Below are 20,817 nucleotides of genomic sequence, written 5' to 3'. Positions count from 1 at the left end.
CGCCAGGAATTCATTCTAATCCACTCGCAGGCGCACCGCCATAGTGATTCTTTACCGCCACCATAGCGCCAGAGCGCTGGTTTGACGGGCATCAAGCCGGATTTTTCAAACCCCGACCCAGAATGAAAGTTTCGGAAGATTTGTCGCGAGACGCCTTGGGCTTGCGCGGCGCCACGGTTTTGAACTGGCGTTTGAATTTTTCGACAATCTGGCTATAGCCGCTGCCGTGGAAACATTTGACCAGTAACGCCCCTTCCGGTTTCAAGTGCCGTTGAGAGAAATCCAGCGCCAGATCACAAAGATGCTCGATCCGCGCCGCATCTGCCACCGCGACACCTGACAAATTGGGGGCCATGTCGGAAAGTACAAGGTCCACTTTCCGGCCCCCGACGATTTCTTCGAGCTGTTCGAGCACGCTGTCCTCGCGGAAATCGCCTTGCAGGAAGGTCACATCGGCAATCGGCTCCATCGGGAGGATGTCCAGCGCGACGATCGTGCCGTCGATACCGCCGTCGGCCCGCTTACCTGCTGCGAGCTTGTTGCGGGCGTACTGGCTCCAGCTGCCAGGGGTTGCGCCAAGGTCGACAATCACGTGGCCCGGCTTGATCAGCCGGTCCTGTTCATCGATTTCCTTAAGCTTGTACGCTGCGCGGGCCCGATAGCCCTCTCGCTGCGCCATTTTGACGTAGGGATCGTTGATGTGATCGTGCAGCCAGGCGTGGCTGAAACGGTTTTTTGCCATAATTCTTCAAAAACACTGCGAATTTGCAGGATAATACGCCCTTGCGCGCCCAAAATGCTGAGTCGGACTTGCCAGTGGCAGGTGCTCCGGTGATCGCTCCCAGGCGCATTCCTCTTCGTTTGTCTCGTTTGTCTCTCGTCTGTCTTCTATGTCTGCTTTGACCCTGACCCCGGCGCAACGCGCCGACCTGCGCTCCGCCGCCCATGCGCTGAACCCTGTCGTTCTGATCGGCGCCGACGGCTTGACGCCAGCGGTGCTCAAGGAAATCGACGGCGCCCTGAAGGCCCACGAACTGATCAAGGTACGTGTCTTCGGTGACGAACGCGACGCACGCATCGCCATTTACGAAACCATTTGCGACCAACTCGGTGCAGCGCCGGTGCAACACATCGGCAAACTGCTCGTGGTGTATCGCCCGACCCCGGACGAAGATGAAACCCCGGTGCGCGCACGCTCCGGCGGTAGCGGCACCACCGTCAAGGGTCGCGCACCGCGCACCGTGACGGTCGTCAAGAACAGCCCGCACTCCGGCCGACGCCCCGCCGTCAAGAAGATGACCGTGCGCGGTAACGAGCGCATGACGGCTGGTGGTATCGTCAAGAAAGCCAAGAAACGTCAGACGAGCGTCAAGCGTCAACGCAACGACTGATCCGGACCATTCCGGATCGAAGCGGATTTCAGCCCGCTTCGCGTCTGACCGGGACGGTGGTTCGTTCTCACGATTCCGACCGCTCCTAAGACAACGCGCCCGCACAATGTCGGGCGCGTTTTTTATTGGGCAACGACCACGGTCAATCGACTGGATTGCCCGCTCTCGCCGCCTGCGGCATTTAGCCGCGCACCGGTTGGCGCCAGATCAGCACCACACCCAGCAAGCTTTGCAACAGATAGATGACACTGGAAATACCATGCAGCATGCCGAAACGTGCTGCATACGGCGATTGCCCGATCTCGACGCCCGTGGCTTCGGCCGCCGCCCGCAATTGCGCCATAAACGGCTGCAACGCAAACGAGCTGACCAGCACACAGACCATCATCGCTACCGCCAGCCAACGCAGGCCGCGATAACGGCGCGCGGCTTGTTCGTCGGCCGTGCGCGCCACGAGGGCAGTGGCCAGCCAGACCAGCAACACACCGCAAACGAGACTCAGCCACGCCTGCGTGTGAAACAGTCGACCTGCCACCGTACCGGCCACCATGCGTGACTCAAGCACGGCGAACAGCGTGGGCGCGACAATGTAGCCGATCGCCCATTGGCTGCCGCACCAGACGGTCGCCACCAACCGGAACAGTCGTTCCAGTCGCGGTGCTCCGCCGGCCGTCGCCACGCCGGTCGTCATATCAGACGTAGCGGACATCGATGATCTCGTACTCACGCACGCCGCTCGGGGCCTGCACTTCGGCCACGTCGCCTGCATGCTTGCCAATGAGCGCACGCGCGATCGGCGAACTCACCGAAATCTTGCCGTGGTCGATGTCGGCTTCGTCGTCGCCGACGATTTGATACAGCACCGTGCCGCCGTTATCGAGATCTTCGAGTTCGACCGTTGCGGCGAAGACCACACGGCCTTCGGCATCAAGCGCCGCCGGATCGATGATCTGCGCGGCAGACAGCTTCGATTCGAGGTCCTGAATGCGGCCTTCGATGAAACCCTGTTTTTCCTTGGCGGCGTCGTATTCGGCATTTTCCGACAGATCGCCTTGCGCACGGGCTTCCGAGATCGCAATGATCACAGCCGGACGTTCGATGGTCTTCAGGCGGTGCAGCTCATCCTTGAGCAGCTCGGCGCCCCGCTTGGTCAGAGGAATGGTACTCATGCGCGTTGTTCCGAAAGACAAAAAAATTGCCGCAGCAAAGCCGCATTCGCACTTTTTGCGAACGCCGCTTGACCGCGGCTGTGACACCTATATGGCGTTAGTGTAGCAGAGTTGCCGTAGCTGCCAATCCAGTCACGCGTCGAAGTTCGACAGGTGACGAATCGCGCGGCAATCCGCACCACATAATGCATTTGGCGCGTAGGCCGGGGATGGGTTCCCCGGTCTACGCGCCATTTTTGCGACTTCCCCCGGCGCAGCGTGAACCGCGCCGGAGATCCGCCCTGTTACCTTGCCCCGATCAGGCCTGGGCCGGCAGCAGCGCGTGCAGGCTTTGCAGGTCGTAGACCTCCAGATTCTGCAAGTACTTCAGGCCTTCCACGGCAGCACGAGCACCCGAGATCGTCGTGTAATACGTGACCTTGTGCGCCTGCGCCGACATACGGATCGAGCGCGAATCGGCAATGGCCGTGCGGGTTTCGTCCACCGTGGTGAACACCAGCGCGATCTCGCCGTTCTTGATCATGTCGACAATGTGCGGACGGCCGTCCTTCACCTTGTTGACCACACGCACCGGGATACCGGCGGCTTCGATCGCGGCAGCCGTACCGCGTGTTGCCACGATCGGGTAGCCGAGCGCGTGCAGCATGCGGGCAACTTCGACGGCGCGCGGCTTGTCCGCATCCTTCACCGTGAGCAGCACCGTGCCCGAGGCCGGCAGACGCGAGCCCGCGGCCAGTTGCGACTTGAAGAGCGCTTCGCCGAACGTGCGGCCCACGCCCATCACTTCACCCGTCGAGCGCATTTCCGGCCCAAGCACCGGGTCGACGCCCGGGAACTTCACGAACGGGAACACGGCTTCCTTCACGCTGAAGTACGGCGGCGAGACTTCGCTCGTCACACGTTGTTCCTTGAGCGTCTGGCCGACCATCGCACGCGCGGCGATCTTGGCCAGTTGGCGGCCGGTCGCCTTCGAGACGTACGGCACCGTACGCGAGGCACGCGGGTTTACTTCGAGCACGTAGATCGTGTCGACGCCGTTGCCCTGCTGAATCGCGAACTGCACGTTCATCAGGCCGACCACGTTCAGCGCGTGGGCCATCGCGGCCGTTTGACGCTTGAGTTCAGCGACCGTTTCGGCCGACAGCGAGTACGGCGGCAGCGAGCAAGCCGAGTCACCGGAGTGCACGCCGGCTTGTTCGATGTGCTCCATCACGCCGCCGATGTAGACGTCCGTGCCGTCGGAGATGCAGTCGACGTCGCATTCGATAGCGTCGTCGAGGAAGCGGTCGAGCAGCACCGGGCTGTCGTGGCTCACCTTGACGGCCTCGCGCATGTAGCGCTCGAGGTCACGCGGCTCGTGGACGATTTCCATCGCGCGGCCACCCAGCACATACGACGGGCGCACCACCAGCGGGTAGCCGATCTCGGCAGCCAGCTTGAGCGCTTCGTCTTCCGCACGAGCAGTGCGGTTCGGCGGCTGACGCAGGCCCAGATCGTGCAGCAGCTTCTGGAAGCGCTCGCGGTCTTCGGCCGCGTCGATCATGTCGGGGCTGGTGCCGACGATGGGCACACCGTTCGCTTCGAGATCGAGCGCGAGCTTGAGCGGGGTCTGACCGCCGTACTGCACGATCACGCCGACCGGCTTTTCGAGGTCGACGATTTCGAGCACGTCTTCGAGCGTCACCGGCTCGAAGTACAGACGATCCGACGTGTCATAGTCCGTCGACACCGTTTCCGGGTTGCAGTTGACCATGATGGTTTCGTAACCATCGTCGCGCAACGCCAGCGCGGCGTGCACGCAGCAGTAGTCGAACTCGATACCCTGACCGATACGGTTCGGGCCGCCGCCGAGCACCATGACCTTCTTCTTGTTGGTCGGCTGGGCTTCGCACTCTTCCTCGTAGGTCGAGTACATGTAAGCGGTGTTGGTCGCGAATTCGGCCGCACAGGTGTCCACGCGCTTGTAGACCGGACGCACGTTCTGGGCGATACGCGCCTTGCGAACGGCGGTCTGGTCGGTGCCGAGCAGCTTGGCCAGACGGCGATCCGAGAAGCCGCTTTGCTTCAGGAAGCGCAGTTCTTCGGTCGTCAGGCTCTCGAGCGTACGGCCGCCGAGTGCCTTTTCCTTCTTGATGATGGCTTCGAGTTGCGCGAGGAACCACGGGTCGATCGCGGTCTCGGCGTACACCTCTTCGAGGCTCATGCCCAGACGGAATGCGTCGCCGACGTACCAGATACGGTCCGGGCCCGGCTCGCCGATTTCGGCCACGATCTCGTCGCGGTCGGTCGACTTTTCGTCCAGACCGTCCACGCCGACTTCCAGACCGCGCATGGCCTTCTGGAACGATTCCTGGAAGGTACGGCCAATCGCCATCACTTCGCCGACCGACTTCATCTGCGTCGTCAGGCGGGCATCGGCTTCACGGAATTTCTCGAACGCGAAACGCGGCACCTTCGTCACGACGTAGTCGATCGTCGGTTCGAACGAGGCCGGCGTGGCGCCGCCCGTGATGTCGTTACGCAGTTCATCGAGCGTGTAGCCGACCGCCAGCTTGGCGGCGATCTTGGCGATCGGGAAGCCGGTGGCTTTCGATGCGAGGGCCGACGAGCGCGACACACGCGGGTTCATTTCGATGACGACCATACGGCCGTCCTTCGGGTTGATCGAGAACTGGACGTTCGAGCCGCCCGTCTCCACGCCGATTTCGCGCAGCACTGCCAGCGATGCGTTACGCAGCAGCTGGTATTCCTTGTCGGTCAGCGTCTGGGCCGGTGCAACCGTGATCGAGTCACCGGTGTGCACGCCCATCGGGTCGAGGTTTTCGATCGAGCAAACGATGATGCAGTTGTCGGCGCGGTCGCGCACGACTTCCATCTCGTATTCCTTCCAGCCGAGCAGCGACTCTTCGATGAGCAGTTCGCGCGTGGGCGAGAGGTCGAGACCGCGCTTGCAGATCTCTTCGAATTCTTCACGGTTGTAGGCAATACCGCCACCCGAGCCGCCCAGCGTGAACGACGGGCGAATCACCATCGGGTAGCCGCTGCCACCGATCTCGGCGGTGATCTGCGCTTGCACGGCGAGCGCGTCTTCCATCGAGTGGGCGATGCCCGACTTGGCCGAACCGAGACCGATCTTGGTCATCGCGTCCTTGAACTTCAGACGGTCTTCAGCCTTGTCGATGGCTTCCGGCGAGGCGCCGATCAGCTCGACCTTGTACTTGTCGAGCACGCCATGCTTGTGCAGATCGAGCGCGCAGTTCAGCGCGGTCTGGCCGCCCATGGTCGGCAGAATGGCATCCGGGCGCTCCTTGGCGATGATGCGCTCGACGACTTCCCAGGTGATCGGTTCGATGTAGGTCACATCGGCCGTATCCGGGTCGGTCATGATCGTCGCCGGGTTGCTGTTGATCAGGATGACCTTGTAGCCTTCCTCGCGCAGCGCCTTGCAGGCCTGTGCGCCGGAATAATCGAACTCGCATGCCTGACCGATGATGATCGGGCCGGCGCCGATGATGAGGATGCTCTTGATGTCTGTGCGCTTTGGCATAACGTTCTCAACAAAAATTTAACTCAGCGTCGCGGTCGCGAGCTTCACACCGAAGCCGACGAACAGCGCGCCCACGCCGCCGGTCGCCCCGGCGCTCAACCGGCGACGTCGCCGGAAGTGCTCGGCCAGACGGGAACCGGCCAGGATCAGCGTGCTCAGGTACAGGAAACTACAGGTCTGCACGATCACGCCCAGCACTGCAAAGGACAGCGCCGGCCAGGCGTAGCCCGGATCGACAAACTGGATGAAAAACGACACGCAGAACAGGATCGCCTTCGGATTGAACAGGCTGATAACCAGTGCCCGCCGGAACGGCCGGTCGGCATCCACCTGCTTCGGCGGCAACGCCGGTGCTGCGGGGTTCTCGCGCGCAGCACGGATGTTCTTCACCGCGCCGCGCAGCATGTTGAAGCCCATCCAGAACAGGTAAGCGGCGCCGAAGTACTTCACCACGAAGAACAGTGCCGGCTGGGCGTGCAGCAGCGACGCGACGCCGGCGGCCGCGAGGGCCATCAGGATCGTGTCACCGAGGAACACCCCGCAGGCGCCCGCGTAGCCTTGCCGAACGCCGCGCTGGGCGGCGACCGAGAGGACATAGATCGAATTCGGCCCCGGCAGCAGAATGACCACCACCACCCCGGCCAGATAGGTCCAGAGGTTGACGATGCCGAGTGAGTTTCCGAGCATGGTGCGTGTTTCCTGATCCGTTCGTCGCGCTCAGGCGGCTTGTTTCGCGTCGGCCATCGACTGCACGAAGCGGTCGAACAGATAGCCGATGTCGTGCGGGCCCGGCGAGGCTTCCGGGTGACCCTGGAAGCAGAATGCCGGGCGGTCCGTCAGTTCGAAGCCTTGCAGCGTGCCATCGAACAGCGACACGTGCGAGACGCGTGCGTTGTCCGGCAGGCTGTTTGCGTCGACTGCGAAACCGTGGTTCTGCGAGGTGATCACCACGCGGCCCGACGCCAAGTCCTTCACCGGATGGTTCGCGCCGTGGTGGCCGGTCTTCATCTTGAGGGTCTTCGCACCGACGGCCAGGCCCATGATCTGGTGGCCGAGGCAGATGCCGAACGTCGGGATGCGGCGCTCGAGGAACGTCTTCGTGGCGGCGATGGCGTAATCGCACGGTTCCGGATCGCCGGGGCCGTTCGAGAGGAATACGCCGTCCGGGTTCAGGGCGAACACGTCGTCAGCCGTGCTTTGGGCCGGCAGCACCGTGACCTTGCAGCCGCGCTCGGCGAGCATGCGCAAAATGTTGCGCTTGACGCCGTAGTCGAGGGCGACCACATGGAACTGCGGGTCTTTTTGCTCGCCGTAGCCTTCGCCCAGACGCCATTCCGTCTGCGTCCAGGAGTAACGCTCGGTCGTCGAGACGACCTTGGCGAGATCCATCCCGGCGAGACCCGGGAACGACTGGGCGAGCGCGATGGCCTTGCCTTCGTCGGCTTCTTCACCGGCGAGGATGCAGCCGTTCTGCGCACCCTTCTCGCGCAGAATGCGGGTGAGTCGGCGCGTGTCGATACCGGCGATGGCAACGACGCCTTCGTCTTTCAGATATTGCGACAGGGTTTTGTCGGCGCGGAAATTCGATTCGAGGATCGGAAGATCCTTGATGATCAGGCCGGCGGCATGGACTTTCGTGGCTTCGACGTCTTCACTGTTGACGCCCGTGTTGCCGATGTGCGGATACGTCAACGTGACGATCTGGCGCGCATAGCTGGGGTCGGTGAGGATTTCCTGATAGCCGGTGATGGCCGTGTTGAACACGACTTCGCCGATGGTGTGACCGGCAGCGCCAATGGCGTACCCACGAAAGACCGTGCCGTCAGCGAGCGCGAGAATAGCGGGTGGGAATGACGGCAGCACGGGAAACTCCTGAAGGGTTCACCCCGGCTGCCAGCCCCATCGTCCGCCGCGATGACATCAGCGCGGGCACCGGAATTGCGCGGAATATGCGCACAGCGGATGCTCGGACTGCGGACGAGATGTCAGGCGGGTAGGCGCTAGGGTGAGGGTTAAATGACCAAAACCCTCAAAGTATAGCGCAAATCCCTTTCATCTCAAAGCTGAACGTGTGGAGTACCAGTACGCTCTGCGTTCTCCCTGGGGGCAAGGCCGCCGGCGGACGAATACGCAGAGGGGATAGGGAAGTGAATGCCCGCCCGCTGGGCCGCCAGCACGATATGGCGCTCCATCGCGGCCCCTGCGGCGGCGCCATCGCGGCGTCGCAGGGCGTCGAGGATCTCCATGTGTTCATGATAGGTAGAAAGCACGAGTTCGCGCTGATAGAACGGCAGGCGCTGGCTTTCCATGACGATTTCGGTGCTGCCGCGCAGGATGTCGGCAATGGCGCCGTTTCCGGCGAGTCCGACGATGCGCAGATGGAACGCGAAATCGAGCTGCGCCGCCGTATCCACGTCGCCTTCGATGAGGGCAGCCTTCATTTCGTCGACGTTGTCGGTGAGCCATGCCATTTCGTCGGCGCCGGCGGCGTGGGCGGCCAGCCGGGCGGCGAAGCCTTCGAGCGCGTAGCGAAGTTGATACGTGTCGGCGAGCGAAATCTGGTCGGCGAAGCGCCAGGCCACGCCGACGCGGGCCGACGCGTCGCTCACGTACACGCCCTTGCCGGGGCGGATGGAGACCATACCGAGGGCTTCGAGCGTCGAGAGGGCTTCGCGCAGCGAGGCGCGGCTGATCGACAGTTCTTCGGCGAGTTGGCGTTGCGACGGCAACATCGCGCCGGTCGGATAGACCTGACGCTCAATGCGCTCGCGGATGATGGCGACGGCAGCGTCGGTTACGGCGTGTGCCGAATGCTTCATGTGGCCTCACAAGTCGTGCGGGAATTCCGCGAAATACGCGCGGATCAGTATGGCGCATTGTACGACGCCAAATATCGGCGGATGCAGCGCCCTCCCATGGGCTGCAAGCGCCGCCTGCCGGGCCCGCTGCACGCCTGCCTCCCGGCTGCCTCCGGCCTGCCCGACCGCTCTCTCTGCCGCCACCAACCCTGCGCCCTTGGTTACCCTCGCGGCCGCCCGCGCGCCAGTGCCATGTGGGCATGATGTTCCGGATGGTCCCCGAGCAGGCGCCGCACCACGCCGTTCGTCCAGCCGAAGCCATCCTGCAACGGATACTCCCCGCCCCCGCCGCCACAAGCGCACATCGCGTCGCTCGTGTGCAGCGAGTACTTTTCCACTAGCTTGCTCTCCCGCGTGTAAAGCGCCCCGACCGTCGCCAGCCAGCGATGGGCGATCTCTGTGGCCAGCCGATTCTCGCCGTACTTGCGCAGGCCATGAATGGCGATCCATTGCAGCGGCGCCCAGCCGTTGGGCGGGTCCCATTGCTGAAGGCTTGAGGTTTGCATTGATGCCTCTGAAGTGCGGAGCCCGCCCGCCGCGATCAGGCGATCGGCCATCGCGCGTGCCGTGCGATGGGCCTCTTCACGCGAAGCCATGCCAACAAACAATGGCGCGGCGATCGCCGCCGTCAATTGCCGTCGAATCTCCCCGAGCTGCCAGTCGTAGTCCATGAACGCGCCGTCGTCGTCACTCCAGAGAAAGCGCGTCATCGCACGTCGGCGCGCTTCGGCACGCGCGGCAAACGCCAGCGCTTGCTGCGCGTCACCGGCCGCTTCACTCAGTCGTGCGATCTGCCGCTCCGTTGCGAAGAGAAAGCTATTCAGATCGACCGGCAGAATCGCCGTCGTGCGAATCGTAGAGAGATCGTTCGCGTCGCCGAGCCAGCGCGAACTGAAATCCCAGCCCGACGCTGCCCCGGCGCGCAGATCGCGATACACCTCCCCCGCATTACGCGCGGGGGCATGCAGCGCCGTATTGACGTCTTCGAGATAGCCCTCCTCGCGCGGCGTATCGCGCTCGTCCCAATAGCGATTGAGCAGCGCGCCGTCAGGCAGGCGCACCAGATGACGGAACGCGTCACCGGCAGCGAGCGATTCCTCCCCCTCCATCCAGTAGGCGTGCTCACGCAGCAGATGCGGCAAATAGCGGACCGCACGCGCCACGCCGTGCGACTCGAAGAGCTCGATCATCAGACCGTACATCGCGGGCTGCGACCGGCTCAGGTAGTACGTACGGTTGCCGTTCGGCACGTGACCATACGTATCGATGAGAAACGAGAAGTTGTCGGCCATATTCACGAGCAGGTCGTGGCGTCCGCTTTGGGCGAGGCCGAGCATCGTGAAATAGGAGTCCCAGTAATAGAGTTCGTGAAAGCGTCCGCCGGGCACCACGTAGGACTGCGGCAACGGCAGCAGCGAACTGTCGGCCGGGTGCGCTTGCGGCAGCCGGGTCAGCACATCCCAGAGGCCATCGATATGGGCGACCAGCCCTTGCCCCGGGTCCGACACATAGTGGCTGTCGGGAATGCGCTCCATCGTGAAGTGCCCGGAAACGAACGCCGAGAGATCGAAGCCCGGGCGGCCCGCGTCATCGCGATAACGCCGGAGAACCTCCTCAGGCGCCAGCTTAGGCACGCAGTCCACAAACGTCTTGCTATCAGGGAAGATGCGCTGCGTCTGCACGGCGACGAACAGCTCCTGATACCGGTCGGCCGGCGTGAGCACGTCCGACGGCGCGACATGCGCGACCTCCGGCGTCATGCCCCCTTGCGAGAGCGTGCGTTGCGCGGTGTCGGTCATGGTCATTGCTCCGAATAATTCCAGAGCAGACCGCCGTCGACGAACACCGTCGTCCCCGTCACGTAACTGGCTTCCGGCGACGCGAGGAACAGCACGGCGTTGGCCACTTCACTCGGATCGGCAAGACGGCCCAGCGGAATGTTGGCGAGCAGCGCGTCGAGTTCCGACTTGTTCTTGAGCAGTTGCTGATTGATCGCCGTGCCGACCGCGCCGGGCGCGACGTTATTGACCGTAATGCCGAGCGGCGCGAGTTCGATGGCGAGATTGCGCATCATCATCTTCATGCCGCCTTTACTGGCGCAGTAGCTGGTGAAGTGGGGAAACGGCAACTCTTCGTGCACCGAGCTGACATTGACGATGCGCCCGCCGCGCTTCGTATCGCGCAGGTGCTTAACAAACGCCTGCGTCAGAAAGAACGCGCCTTTCAGATTGATGTCCAGCACGAGGTCGTAGTCGGCTTCCGTCACGTCCAGAAAGGCGGCGCGACGCTCCACCCCGGCGTTATTGACCAGCACGTCCAGCCGCCCCATCTGCTCAACCGCCTTCGCTACGACCGCCTGAACATCCGCCACGCGCCCCACGTCACCGGCGATCACGCAACCATCGCTACCGGCCTTGCGCACAGCATCCAGCGTCTGCTCTGCCATCGCGCTGTCCTGCCGGTCTTCCACCACGATGCGCGCGCCTTCCTGTGCCAGCCGGATGGCGATGGCGCGCCCGATACCTTGCGCGCTGCCCGTGACGAGTACCACCGTGTCTTTCATTCGCATGGCGTCTCCCTGACCTGTGTTTGCGACTTGTTGGGGATACCCAGTGCGACCCCATGCCGGAAACCGAAGTTCCGGCCGTCATCCCCGAGAAACCGTGCGGGTTCAGCCTGCGAAACGCACGTACCCCGGGCCGGACACGGCCCTAGGGTATCCCCTCAGCGCGTGCGCCTTGACCGCCACATATTGACTTTCTAATATTCGCCATAACACCACTGGTCAGACCGGTATGACTTGTAACGATAAACTGGCTGATGGTGAGGAAAGCGCCGTACCGCAGAGCCCCCGAAAGAGCAATCCGTCGAAGTAGAGATCAACAAAATCCGCAAGATCTACGCAGGCAGAGGAGACACACCATGCCCAGGCTGTTCCGTTCGTTGTTTGGCCGAGTCGTCATCGCGTTGGTAGTAGGCGTGGCACTCGGCATCTGGTTTCCGCAGTTGGGCGAGTCCTTGCGTCCGTTGGGCGATGGCTTCCTCAAGCTCATCAAGATGGTCATTGGCCCCATCGTCTTTTGCGTGGTCGTCAGCGGTATGGCGAGCGCGGGCGATTTGCGCAAAGTGGGCCGCGTCGGCGTGAAGGCCGTCGTGTACTTCGAGATCATCACCACCTTTGCGCTGGTGATCGGTGCCGTGCTGGCGTGGGTGACGCGTCCGGGTGTCGGCATGAACATCGACATTCGCAGCCTCGACCCGAGCGCGATGGCGACGTACACCGAGAACGCCAAGAGTCTCAAAGACACCGCCGGCTTCTTGTTGAACATCATTCCCAACACGATTACCGACGCATTCGCCAAGGGCGACATCCTGCAAATTCTCGTCTTCTCCGTGATGTTCGGCTGTGCGCTGGCGGCACTGGGTGAACGGGGCAAGCCGGTCGCGCGTTTCATTGAAGACCTGAGCCACGTGTTCTTCCGCGTGATGGCGTTCATCATCCGTCTGGCGCCGCTGGGCGTGTTGGGTGCCGTCGCCTTCACCACCGGCAAATACGGTGCGTCGTCGCTCAAGCAACTTGGCATGCTCGTCTTCGTGTTCTATCTGAGCTGCGCCGTATTCGTGACCGTGGTGCTGGGCGGCGTGTTGCGTCTGGCGGGCTTCAACATCTTCAAGTTCATCAAGTATTTCCGCGAAGAGTTGTCCATCGTGCTGGGCACGGCGTCGTCCGATGCCGTGTTGCCGACCGTGATGCGCAAGCTCGAGTGGATGGGCATCAAGAAGTCCACCGTGGGTCTCGTCGTGCCGACCGGGTACTCGTTCAACCTTGACGGGTTCTCCATCTACCTGACGCTCGCGGTCATCTTCATTGCGCAGGCCACCAACACGCCGCTGTCGATCCACGATCTGATCCTCGTCGTACTCGTATCGTTGCTGACGTCCAAGGGCGCGCACGGCATTCCGGGCTCCGCCATCGTGATTCTGGCCGCGACGCTGGCAGCGATTCCGGCCATTCCGGTGATTGGTCTCGTGCTGATTCTGCCGGTCGACTGGTTCGTGGGGATTGCCCGAGCTATCACCAATTTGCTGGGCAACTGCGTGGCGACGCTCGTCGTGGCCGCGTGGGAGAAAGACGTCGACTTTGCGAGAGCGCATCAGGTGCTCAACGGCAACCTGCCGTACGAACCGGTAACGCAAGCGGCGGAAGCCGACGCCGCAGAAGTTGCGCCGGTCATGCAGCACTGATGGCACCGGCACCACTGATGCCATTGATGCCATTGATGCATTAGGCAGACGAGTCGCTCAAGTTCGACTCACACACTTTTGCCGACGCCGCCCCCAAGGCGTCGGCCACTTCATCTGGAGTTCAACGCAACATGGCCCTCGCCCCGCAAGACCCGAACGCACCGGAATTCGTGCGCCGTTACGTCAATCTGGCTGACCCGCGTCTGGGAGCACAGGCACTGGTGGCCAGCGACGAGTTCTTCGCGGCCAAAGAGCGCATGCTCAACCCCGACCCTGCCGTGTTCATCCCCGGCAAGTACGACGACAACGGCAAGTGGATGGACGGTTGGGAGACGCGCCGCAAGCGCGTCAACGGTTACGACTGGTGCATCGTCAAGCTGGCGCGTCCGGGCGTGTTGTTCGGTGTCGATCTCGACACCAGCCACTTCACCGGCAACTTCCCGCCGGCCGCCTCATTGGAAGGCTGCTACAGCCCCGACGGCGCCCCGGCAGATAACGCCGAATGGTTCCAACTGCTCGCCTCGACCACGTTGCAAGGCAACTCGCACCACTACCACGACATCACCAGCCAGCGCCCGGCCACGCACGTGCGTGTGAACCTGTATCCGGACGGTGGTCTCGCGCGCCTGCGCCTGTATGGCTTGCCGCAAAGCGACTGGAACAATCGTTCACGCGACGAGTTGATCGACCTGATCGCGATGGAAAACGGCGGCTACGTCGTCGCGGCCAACAACCAGCACTTCGGCTTGGCGTCGAACCTGTTGATGCCGGGCCGTGGCGTGAACATGGGGGATGGCTGGGAGACGCGCCGTCGTCGTGAGCCGGGTAACGACTGGGCGATCATCGCGTTGGCGCAGCCGGGCGAGATCGGCAAGATCGAAGTCGATACTGCGCACTTCAAGGGCAACTTCCCGGACCGCTGCTCCATTCAGGGCGCGTACGTCACGGGCGGCACCGAGCAGTCGTTGATCACGCAGTCCATGTTCTGGCCCGTGTTGTTGCCTGAGCAGAAACTGGCGATGGACAAGCAGTTCTTCTTTGAAGAGCAGATTCAGAAGCTGGGTGCGATCACGCACATCCGGTTCAACATCATCCCGGACGGGGGCGTGTCGCGCCTGCGCCTGTGGGGCCGGTTGGGCGAGAAGCAGTAAGCAAAAGACAGCGTGCAACTGCCGCCCGGAGCGTCGGGCGGCGAGTGCGCGAGTGGATAAAACAAGAAGGAGAGCGTGATATGGCGGGTCCGGCATTGAAGATAGAGCAATTGACGCGTGAGTCGTTTGCGGCGTTTGGCGACGTGATCGAGTTGGCGGGGGCGAAGCATTTCGCGATCAATGGCGGGACGACTGAGCGGTATCACGATCTGGCGACGGTCGATCTGGGGCCCGAGGGTGGCCGCACGTTGGTCAACGTGTTTCGAGGTCAGCCGCGCACGTTGCCGTACGAGGTGAAGATGTTGGAGCGTCACCCGTTGGGCAGTCAGGCGTTCATCCCGTTGAAGACCTTGCCGTATTTGGTGGTGGTTGCCCCGGCGGGCGAGTTGGACGTGGGCCAGATGCGGGCGTTCGTCTCGGATGGTTGGCAGGGCGTGAATTATGCGAGAGGCGTGTGGCATCACCCATTACTGGCATTGCACGAGGTGAGTGACTTCATCGTGGTGGACCGGGGTGGAGAGGGTCACAACTGTGACGAGCAGGATTTGCCGGGATCGTATTGGTTGACGCAGGCCGAGTTGGACAAAGTGCAGGGCGGGCAGAAAGCTGCATAACAGGCAGCCTTGCAGGGAATCAAACAAGAACGCCAGACGATGTCTGGCGTTTTTGTTTGGCGGGAAGAGGAAACGAAGAGCGGAGGGGGCGGTGTCGCCGGAGGGACCAGCGACGTGGGTAAGGATAGACCGGAGCCCCTTCCCGAGGCGAGTTGAACACTGTCTGAGCAGCGGGAAGGGGCTTCGGTCTGTCCAGCGGGGAGGTTTTCGGCCCCTTCCCCACAAGCGAAACAAAAAATCAGGCTGCCGGCACCACTGCGGTGACTTCGATTTCCACCTTAGCTTCGTCCTCCACAAGATCGGCCACTTCCACCGCCGTCATCGCAGGAAAATGGCGCCCGATGACTGCGCGATAGTGCTCGCCAATCGCCGGATAGTTCGCCACATACTCCGCTTTGTTCTTCACGTACCAGGTCATGCGCACGATGTGTTCCGGCTTCGCGTTGCCTTCCGCGAGAATCGCCACGATGTTTTCCAGCGTCTGACGCACTTGCAGAGCGAAATCGTCCGTCTCGAAGCGTTGCTGTGCATTCCAGCCGATCTGACCGCCGACAAACACGATGCGGCTGCCTACTGACATCTCGAACGCCATGCCGTTCGCGTAGCCGCGCGGTTTCGCCCACTCGGGCGGTTGCAGAACTTGCAGCATCAGGTCACTCCTTCAATTACAGAATCGGGTGCGGCAAAGCGCACAATTGCCGCGCGCTGGGCTGGGGGCACGGCGATGGGTGCGGGCTTGCCGCCCTCGCCTTTCGCGACCCAGACCAACACCAGCGTGGCTTGCAAACGCGTCTCGTCGTTTGCGCCTGCGAAGCGGATGCGCAGCGTCATCGACGAGCGTCCGAGACGCGTGACTTCCAGCGAACGCGACAGCGTATCGCCCAAAAAACTCGGTGCACTGAACCGGCATTCGACATTTGCCGTCGGCACGCCCAGTCCATCGCGCAGGTGCATTTCGCCGAAAGACAAACCTAGCCCTTCGGCGCACCAGTCTTCGACCAGATCGTTGATCATTTCGAAGTAGCGCGGGTAAAACACGATGCCTGCCGGATCGCAATGCTTGAAGCGCACCAGCAGCGGCTTCACGAACGCATGCGCGGCCGCGTCAGTCGTCGACATCATTCACTCCTCCCTTACTGCGCCATCTGCCGCAGCTTGAAGCGCTGCAATTTACCCGTTTCCGTGCGCGGCAGCGCGTCCACAAATTCAATGGCACGCGGATACTTATAAGGCGCGATGTTAGCCTTCACATACTCCTGAAGCGTCTTCACCATGGCCTCGTCGCTCGGTTGCCCCGGCTTGAGCACCACGTACGCCTTCACAATTTGCCCGCGCGCGTCGTCGTTCGCCCCTACCACGCCGCACTCCGCGACGGCGGGGTGCTGCAACAGCGCCGACTCCACCTCCGGGCCCGCGATGTTATAGCCCGCCGAGACGATCATGTCGTCCGAGCGCGCCTGATAGTAGTAATTGCCCGCTTCGTCGCACATGAACGTGTCGCCCGGCAGATTCCAGCCTTGCTTCACATAGTTCTTCTGGCGCGAATCCGCGAGATAGCGGCACCCTGTCGGGCCCTTCACCGCCAGCTTGCCGACCTTGCCCGGGGGCAGCGGCTGCATGTTCTCGTCAACGATCATCGCGATGTAGCCCGGCACCGGCTTGCCGATTGCGCCCGGCACCACATCGCCGTTCGCGGCCGAGATGAAGATGTGAATCATCTCCGTGCCGCCGATCCCGTCGATCATCTCGATGCCCGACGCCTGCTTCCACAGCTGGCGCGTTGCATCCGGCAACGCCTCGCCCGCCGAGACCGTCTTCTTCAGGCTCGATAGCGTGTACTTACCTACCAGCCCAGCCATCTGACGGTAGAACGTCGGCGCCGTGAAGCAGATCGTCGCGCGATAGTCCTGAATGGCTTGCAGCAGCGAGTCCGGCGTGAGCTTTTCGAGCAGCACCGTCGCCGCCCCCACACGCAGCGGGAACGTAAGCAAGCCGCCCGTACCGAAAGTGAACGCTAACGGGGGAGTGCCGCAGAAGATATCGTCCGGCCCCGGCTTCAGCACGTGACGCGGGAACAGATCGCACATCGCGAGCACGTCGCGATGAAAGTGCATCGTGCCCTTCGGCTGCCCCGTCGTGCCGCTCGTGAACGCAATCAGACAGACGTCGTCCACCGCCGTGTCGCAGGCCTCGAAGCTCGCCGGCTGGCGCGCCATGCGGGCCTCCAGTGAGTGCTCACCTGCGTCGTGGAAGTACACCACCTGCGTCAGCGCCGGACAGAAATAGTCATGCCCCGTCTGACGATTGAATTCCAGCTCTTCCTTCAGGCGGCCGTCGCACAGTGCGGCGCTGACCTCCGCCTTGTCGATGATTTGCTTGAGTTCCTTCGCGCGCAACAGCGGCATCGTCGGCACGCCGACCAGCCCCGCCTTGATCACCGCGAGCCATGCTGCCGCCATGAACAGATTATTCGGGCCGCGCAGCAACACACGATTGCCCGGCACCAGTGCCATGTCGTTGCACAACACATGGGCGATCCGGTCGACCATCTCGCGCAGACCGCGATACGACGTGGTCGTCGGTTGCCCGTTCTCGACCGAGTAAATCGCCGGGGCATCGCCGCGCCCTTGCGCAATCGTGCGATCGAGCAATTCCGCTGCGCAATTGATGCGCGCCGGATACGCCACGTCGGGATTGTCGAGCAGAAACTCGGGCCACTGATCTGCGGGCGGCAGATTGTCGCGCGCGAAAGTGTCGAGATGTCCAGATCGTTCCATGTGCTTCTCCTTGCCCCCGGTAATCCAGCAATGCAGCATGAGGTCGGCCCGTGGCCGGCGGTCAACGTGCCGTTAGCAACGTTCAGCCGTCTTTGAGCAGTTCGCGCGCGATGATCAGCTTTTGCACTTCCGTAGCCCCTTCGTAAATTCGCAGCGAGCGAATTTCGCGATAGAGCCGTTCCACAATGGCGCCCGACACCACCCCGGCACCACCAAACATTTGCAGCGCCCGGTCGATCACCTGCTGGGCCGATTCCGTCGCGAACATCTTTGCCATCGCGGCCTCGCGCGTGGTGCGCTGCCCCAGCACATCGCGCTGCCATGCGGCGCGGTACGTCAGCAGTGCCGCCGCGTCCACGGACGTCGCCATGTCACCCAGCGCTGCCTGCGTCAGTTGAAAGTCGGCAAGCGTCTGACCGAACATCTGACGCGACTTCGCACGAGCCAACCCTTCGTCGAGTGCACGACGCGCGAAACCCAGCGCCGCCGCCGCCACCGATGCCCGGAAGATATCGAGCGTCATCATTGCGACCTTGAAGCCCTGCCCCGCCTCCCCCAATCGCTGCGACGCCGCCACCCGGCAGTTCTCGAATTTGAGCCGCGCGAGCGGATGCGGCGCGCTCACGTCGATGCGCTCAGCAATCGTCAGTCCCGGTGTGTCCGCGTCGACCACAAAGGCGCTGATGCCACGCGCACCCGGCGCTTCTCCCGTGCGCACGAACACGCAATAGAAATCCGCGATGCCGCCGTTCGAGATCCACGTCTTCTCGCCGTTGAGCACGTAGTGATCGCCGTCGAGTGTCGCCGTGCAGGCCATTGCCGCGACGTCCGAGCCTGCGTCGGGTTCCGACAGGGCAAATGCTGCGATCGCCTCACCCGCCGCAACGCGCGGCAGATAGCGCTGCTTCAGGTCATCGCTGCCAGCGAGCGTGATGGCGCCGCTACCCAGCCCTTGCATGGCGAAGGCAAAATCGGCCAGCCCGTCGTGACGCGCCAGCGTCTCGCGCAGCACGCACAGGGCGCGCGAATCCAGTTTGTCGAGCGCGCCGCCATGGCTGGCCGGTACGCAATACTTCAGCCATCCCGCTCGCCCCAATTGGCGCACCAGCGACACGCAGGTCGCATCGGTGTCAGCGTCATGATCGACATGCAGCTCTTGCGTGCACCACGCGTCGAGTTGCGTGCCGAGCTGGCGATGCGCGTCGTCAAAGAACGGCCACGCGAGGAAGTCGCCATTGCGGGCGTTCTGCGGGGTGCTGGCGTGCACGTTGTGCGTCGTGTTCTGGCTCATCGTTTGGTTCGCCTCAGTCGCCCTTGAATACCGGCTTCTGCTTCGCGACGAAAGCGTCGTAAGCGCGGCGGAAGTCCTGCGTCTGCATGCAGATGGCCTGCGCTTCGGCTTCGGCCTCGATGGCCTCGTCCACGCCCATGTTCCACTCCTGATGCAGCAGCTTCTTGGTCACACCGTGTGCGAACGTCGGGCCGCAGGCGATCTGATCGGCCAGCGTTTGCGCTGCCGAGAGCACCGCGCCGCCATCGTGCAACGCGTTGAAGAAGCCCCATTGCAGCCCCTCCTCCGCCGTCATCACGCGACCGGTGTACAGCAGTTCCGATGCGCGGCCCTGACCGATCATGCGCGGCAGCAGCGTGCAGGCGCCCATATCGGCACCGGCCAGCCCCACACGCACGAAGAGGAATGCCGTCTTCGTCTGCGGCGTGCCCAGACGCATGTCCGAGGCGAGCGCCATCATCGCGCCCGCACCGGCGCAAATGCCGTCGATTGCGCTGATGATCGGCTGCGGGCACGCGCGCATCGCCTTGACGAGATCGCCCGTCATGCGCGTGAAATCGAGCAGTTCCGGCATGCGCATCTGCGTGAGCGGGCCGATGATTTCATGCACGTCGCCGCCCGAGCAGTAGTTACCGCCCGCGCCTGTCACGACCACCGTCTTGATGTCCGTCGCGTAGACCAGACCACGGAACAGATCGCGCAGCTCGGCGTACGAGTCGAACGTGAGCGGGTTCTTCTTGTCGGGCCGGTTCAGCGTGATGGTGCCGATGCTCGGACGCCCTTGCGCGTCGTTCGACACCGACCACAGAAAATGTTTGGCCTCGAAGTTCGCGAACGGGCGCTTGTGGTGCGCCATGGTCAGTTTCACGTCACTCATTACCTTTGCCTCCTTGGGTGTCATCGGCACCGTGACCGGGCCATCTGACGCCATTCGATTGTTATCAGCCCGTCAGGACTTCGCCACCCGCGACCGCGACCGATTGGCCGGTGATCGCGCCCGAGCCGGGCTGACACAGCCACAGCACCGTGTCGGCGACTTCATCCGGTTGCACCAGACGTCCTTGGGGATTGTGTTTAGCCAGCTCGGCGCGCGCCTCTGCTTCGCTGCGGCCCGTTTTGGCGACGATGTTTGCAATCGTGTCGCGCAGAATGTCGGTCTCGGTGTAGCCCGGGCAGACAGCATTGACCGTCACGCCCTTCTTGGCGACTTCCAGCGCCAGCGCCCGCGTGAGACCGATGACCCCATGCTTCGCCGCGCAATAGGCGGTGACGTACGGATAGCCGACCAGACCGGCCGTGCTCGCCACATTGACGATGCGGCCCCAGCCGCTGGCCACCATCGCGGGCAGTGCTGCCTGAATGCAGTGGAACGTCCCGGTCAGGTTCACGCCGATCATCTGTTGCCACAGCGCGCTGTCGGTCTTGCCGAACGGTGCGCTCACCGCCTGCCCTGCATTGTTCGCGAGCACCTGCACCGGGCCGAAGCGTTCCGCTGCGCGCGCGAAAGCGGCTTCGACAGCGGCGGCGTCGGCGATATCCGCGCTCACCCAGTTGACCTCACCGTGGGACGCCAGTGCCTCCGTCCCTGCCGCAAGCGCGGCCTCGCCGCGCCCGAGCAGCGTGACGCGCGCGCCCTGTGCGAGCAGCGAGCGCGCCACCGCTTCGCCAATGCCGCGCGCCCCGCCCGTCACGAGGGCGTGCACGCCTTTCAGCGAAGTGGGCACTGCGGCATTAGCGGAATTAGCCGGTGTCGTTTGTTGCGTCATCACGCGTC

General features: G+C 63.0%; 19 protein-coding genes. 4 read left to right on the top strand and 15 right to left on the bottom strand.

Annotated features, from left to right (window positions below):
* Positions 1-91: 91 nt before the first annotated feature.
* Entirely contained in the window at positions 92-742 is a 651-nt protein-coding gene (locus tag CDV44_RS03995) for an RlmE family RNA methyltransferase (RefSeq protein ID WP_087686760.1), read from the bottom strand.
* Between the two features lie 148 nt (positions 743-890).
* Here CDV44_RS03995 and CDV44_RS03990 point away from each other — a divergent pair, with 148 nt between their 5' ends.
* Complete coding sequence (locus CDV44_RS03990; RefSeq protein WP_087686759.1) at positions 891-1,391, top strand: YhbY family RNA-binding protein; 501 nt, start codon at positions 891-893, stop codon at positions 1,389-1,391.
* A 181-nt stretch (positions 1,392-1,572) separates the two neighbouring features.
* On the opposite strand, the gene CDV44_RS03985 is transcribed toward CDV44_RS03990, so the two are convergent.
* The 8 genes from CDV44_RS03985 to CDV44_RS03950 form a co-directional block, all read right to left on the bottom strand.
* Complete coding sequence (locus CDV44_RS03985) at positions 1,573-2,100, bottom strand: DUF4149 domain-containing protein (RefSeq protein ID WP_087686758.1); 528 nt, start codon at positions 2,098-2,100, stop codon at positions 1,573-1,575.
* Positions 2,084-2,560 (bottom strand): transcription elongation factor GreA, encoded by a 477-nt coding sequence (gene greA, locus CDV44_RS03980; protein WP_087686757.1) that lies wholly within the window; start codon positions 2,558-2,560, stop codon positions 2,084-2,086. Before greA ends, CDV44_RS03985 begins: the two co-directional genes overlap by 17 nt.
* Positions 2,561-2,858: 298 nt before the next feature.
* Positions 2,859-6,107, bottom strand: coding sequence for a carbamoyl-phosphate synthase large subunit (gene carB, locus CDV44_RS03975; protein ID WP_087686756.1), 3,249 nt, complete (start codon positions 6,105-6,107; stop codon positions 2,859-2,861).
* An 18-nt stretch (positions 6,108-6,125) separates the two neighbouring features.
* A complete protein-coding gene (gene leuE / locus CDV44_RS03970) occupies positions 6,126-6,794 on the bottom strand; it encodes a leucine efflux protein LeuE (protein WP_087686755.1) in 669 nt (222 codons plus the stop codon).
* Between the two features lie 30 nt (positions 6,795-6,824).
* Complete coding sequence (gene carA, locus CDV44_RS03965; protein WP_087686754.1) at positions 6,825-7,970, bottom strand: glutamine-hydrolyzing carbamoyl-phosphate synthase small subunit; 1,146 nt, start codon at positions 7,968-7,970, stop codon at positions 6,825-6,827.
* Between the two features lie 194 nt (positions 7,971-8,164).
* Entirely contained in the window at positions 8,165-8,926 is a 762-nt protein-coding gene (locus CDV44_RS03960) for a FadR/GntR family transcriptional regulator (protein ID WP_087686753.1), read from the bottom strand.
* Between the two features lie 200 nt (positions 8,927-9,126).
* A complete protein-coding gene (gene treF / locus CDV44_RS03955; protein WP_249277399.1) occupies positions 9,127-10,764 on the bottom strand; it encodes an alpha,alpha-trehalase TreF in 1,638 nt (545 codons plus the stop codon).
* A gap of 2 nt (positions 10,765-10,766) precedes the next feature.
* Positions 10,767-11,534, bottom strand: a complete 768-nt coding sequence (locus tag CDV44_RS03950; protein ID WP_087686751.1) for an SDR family NAD(P)-dependent oxidoreductase — start codon at positions 11,532-11,534, stop codon at positions 10,767-10,769.
* Positions 11,535-11,887: 353 nt separating this feature from the next.
* Between CDV44_RS03950 and CDV44_RS03945 the strand changes: the two genes are divergently transcribed.
* From CDV44_RS03945 to CDV44_RS03935, 3 genes are all read left to right on the top strand, one after another.
* A complete protein-coding gene (locus CDV44_RS03945) occupies positions 11,888-13,210 on the top strand; it encodes a C4-dicarboxylate transporter DctA (protein ID WP_087686750.1) in 1,323 nt (440 codons plus the stop codon).
* 131 nt (positions 13,211-13,341) lie between these two features.
* Positions 13,342-14,361 (top strand): allantoicase, encoded by a 1,020-nt coding sequence (gene alc, locus CDV44_RS03940; RefSeq protein WP_087686749.1) that lies wholly within the window; start codon positions 13,342-13,344, stop codon positions 14,359-14,361.
* Positions 14,362-14,441: 80 nt separating this feature from the next.
* A complete protein-coding gene (locus CDV44_RS03935) occupies positions 14,442-14,975 on the top strand; it encodes an ureidoglycolate lyase (RefSeq protein WP_087686748.1) in 534 nt (177 codons plus the stop codon).
* 238 nt (positions 14,976-15,213) lie between these two features.
* On the opposite strand, the gene CDV44_RS03930 is transcribed toward CDV44_RS03935, so the two are convergent.
* From CDV44_RS03930 to CDV44_RS03905, 6 genes are all read right to left on the bottom strand, one after another.
* Positions 15,214-15,621 carry a RidA family protein gene (locus CDV44_RS03930; RefSeq protein WP_058380173.1) on the bottom strand — a complete coding sequence of 136 codons (408 nt, stop codon included), beginning with the start codon at positions 15,619-15,621 and terminating at the stop codon, positions 15,214-15,216.
* Positions 15,622-15,623: 2 nt separating this feature from the next.
* Positions 15,624-16,094, bottom strand: a complete 471-nt coding sequence (locus tag CDV44_RS03925) for a thioesterase family protein (RefSeq protein WP_087686747.1) — start codon at positions 16,092-16,094, stop codon at positions 15,624-15,626.
* Positions 16,095-16,108: 14 nt separating this feature from the next.
* Complete coding sequence (locus CDV44_RS03920; protein ID WP_087686746.1) at positions 16,109-17,752, bottom strand: AMP-binding protein; 1,644 nt, start codon at positions 17,750-17,752, stop codon at positions 16,109-16,111.
* A gap of 82 nt (positions 17,753-17,834) precedes the next feature.
* Positions 17,835-19,043: an acyl-CoA dehydrogenase family protein gene (locus CDV44_RS03915; RefSeq protein ID WP_170935846.1), complete on the bottom strand. Its 1,209-nt coding sequence runs from the start codon at positions 19,041-19,043 to the stop codon at positions 17,835-17,837.
* A 13-nt stretch (positions 19,044-19,056) separates the two neighbouring features.
* Positions 19,057-19,920, bottom strand: coding sequence for an enoyl-CoA hydratase family protein (locus tag CDV44_RS03910; protein ID WP_087686745.1), 864 nt, complete (start codon positions 19,918-19,920; stop codon positions 19,057-19,059).
* A gap of 64 nt (positions 19,921-19,984) precedes the next feature.
* Complete coding sequence (locus tag CDV44_RS03905) at positions 19,985-20,809, bottom strand: SDR family NAD(P)-dependent oxidoreductase (RefSeq protein WP_087686744.1); 825 nt, start codon at positions 20,807-20,809, stop codon at positions 19,985-19,987.
* Positions 20,810-20,817: the final 8 nt, after the last annotated feature.

This window comes from Pandoraea sp. PE-S2R-1, assembly GCF_002179865.1.
Classification (GTDB): domain Bacteria; phylum Pseudomonadota; class Gammaproteobacteria; order Burkholderiales; family Burkholderiaceae; genus Pandoraea.
The sequence above is the reverse complement of the archived record's forward strand: the minus strand, read 5'-3'. Positions and strand labels throughout refer to the sequence as shown.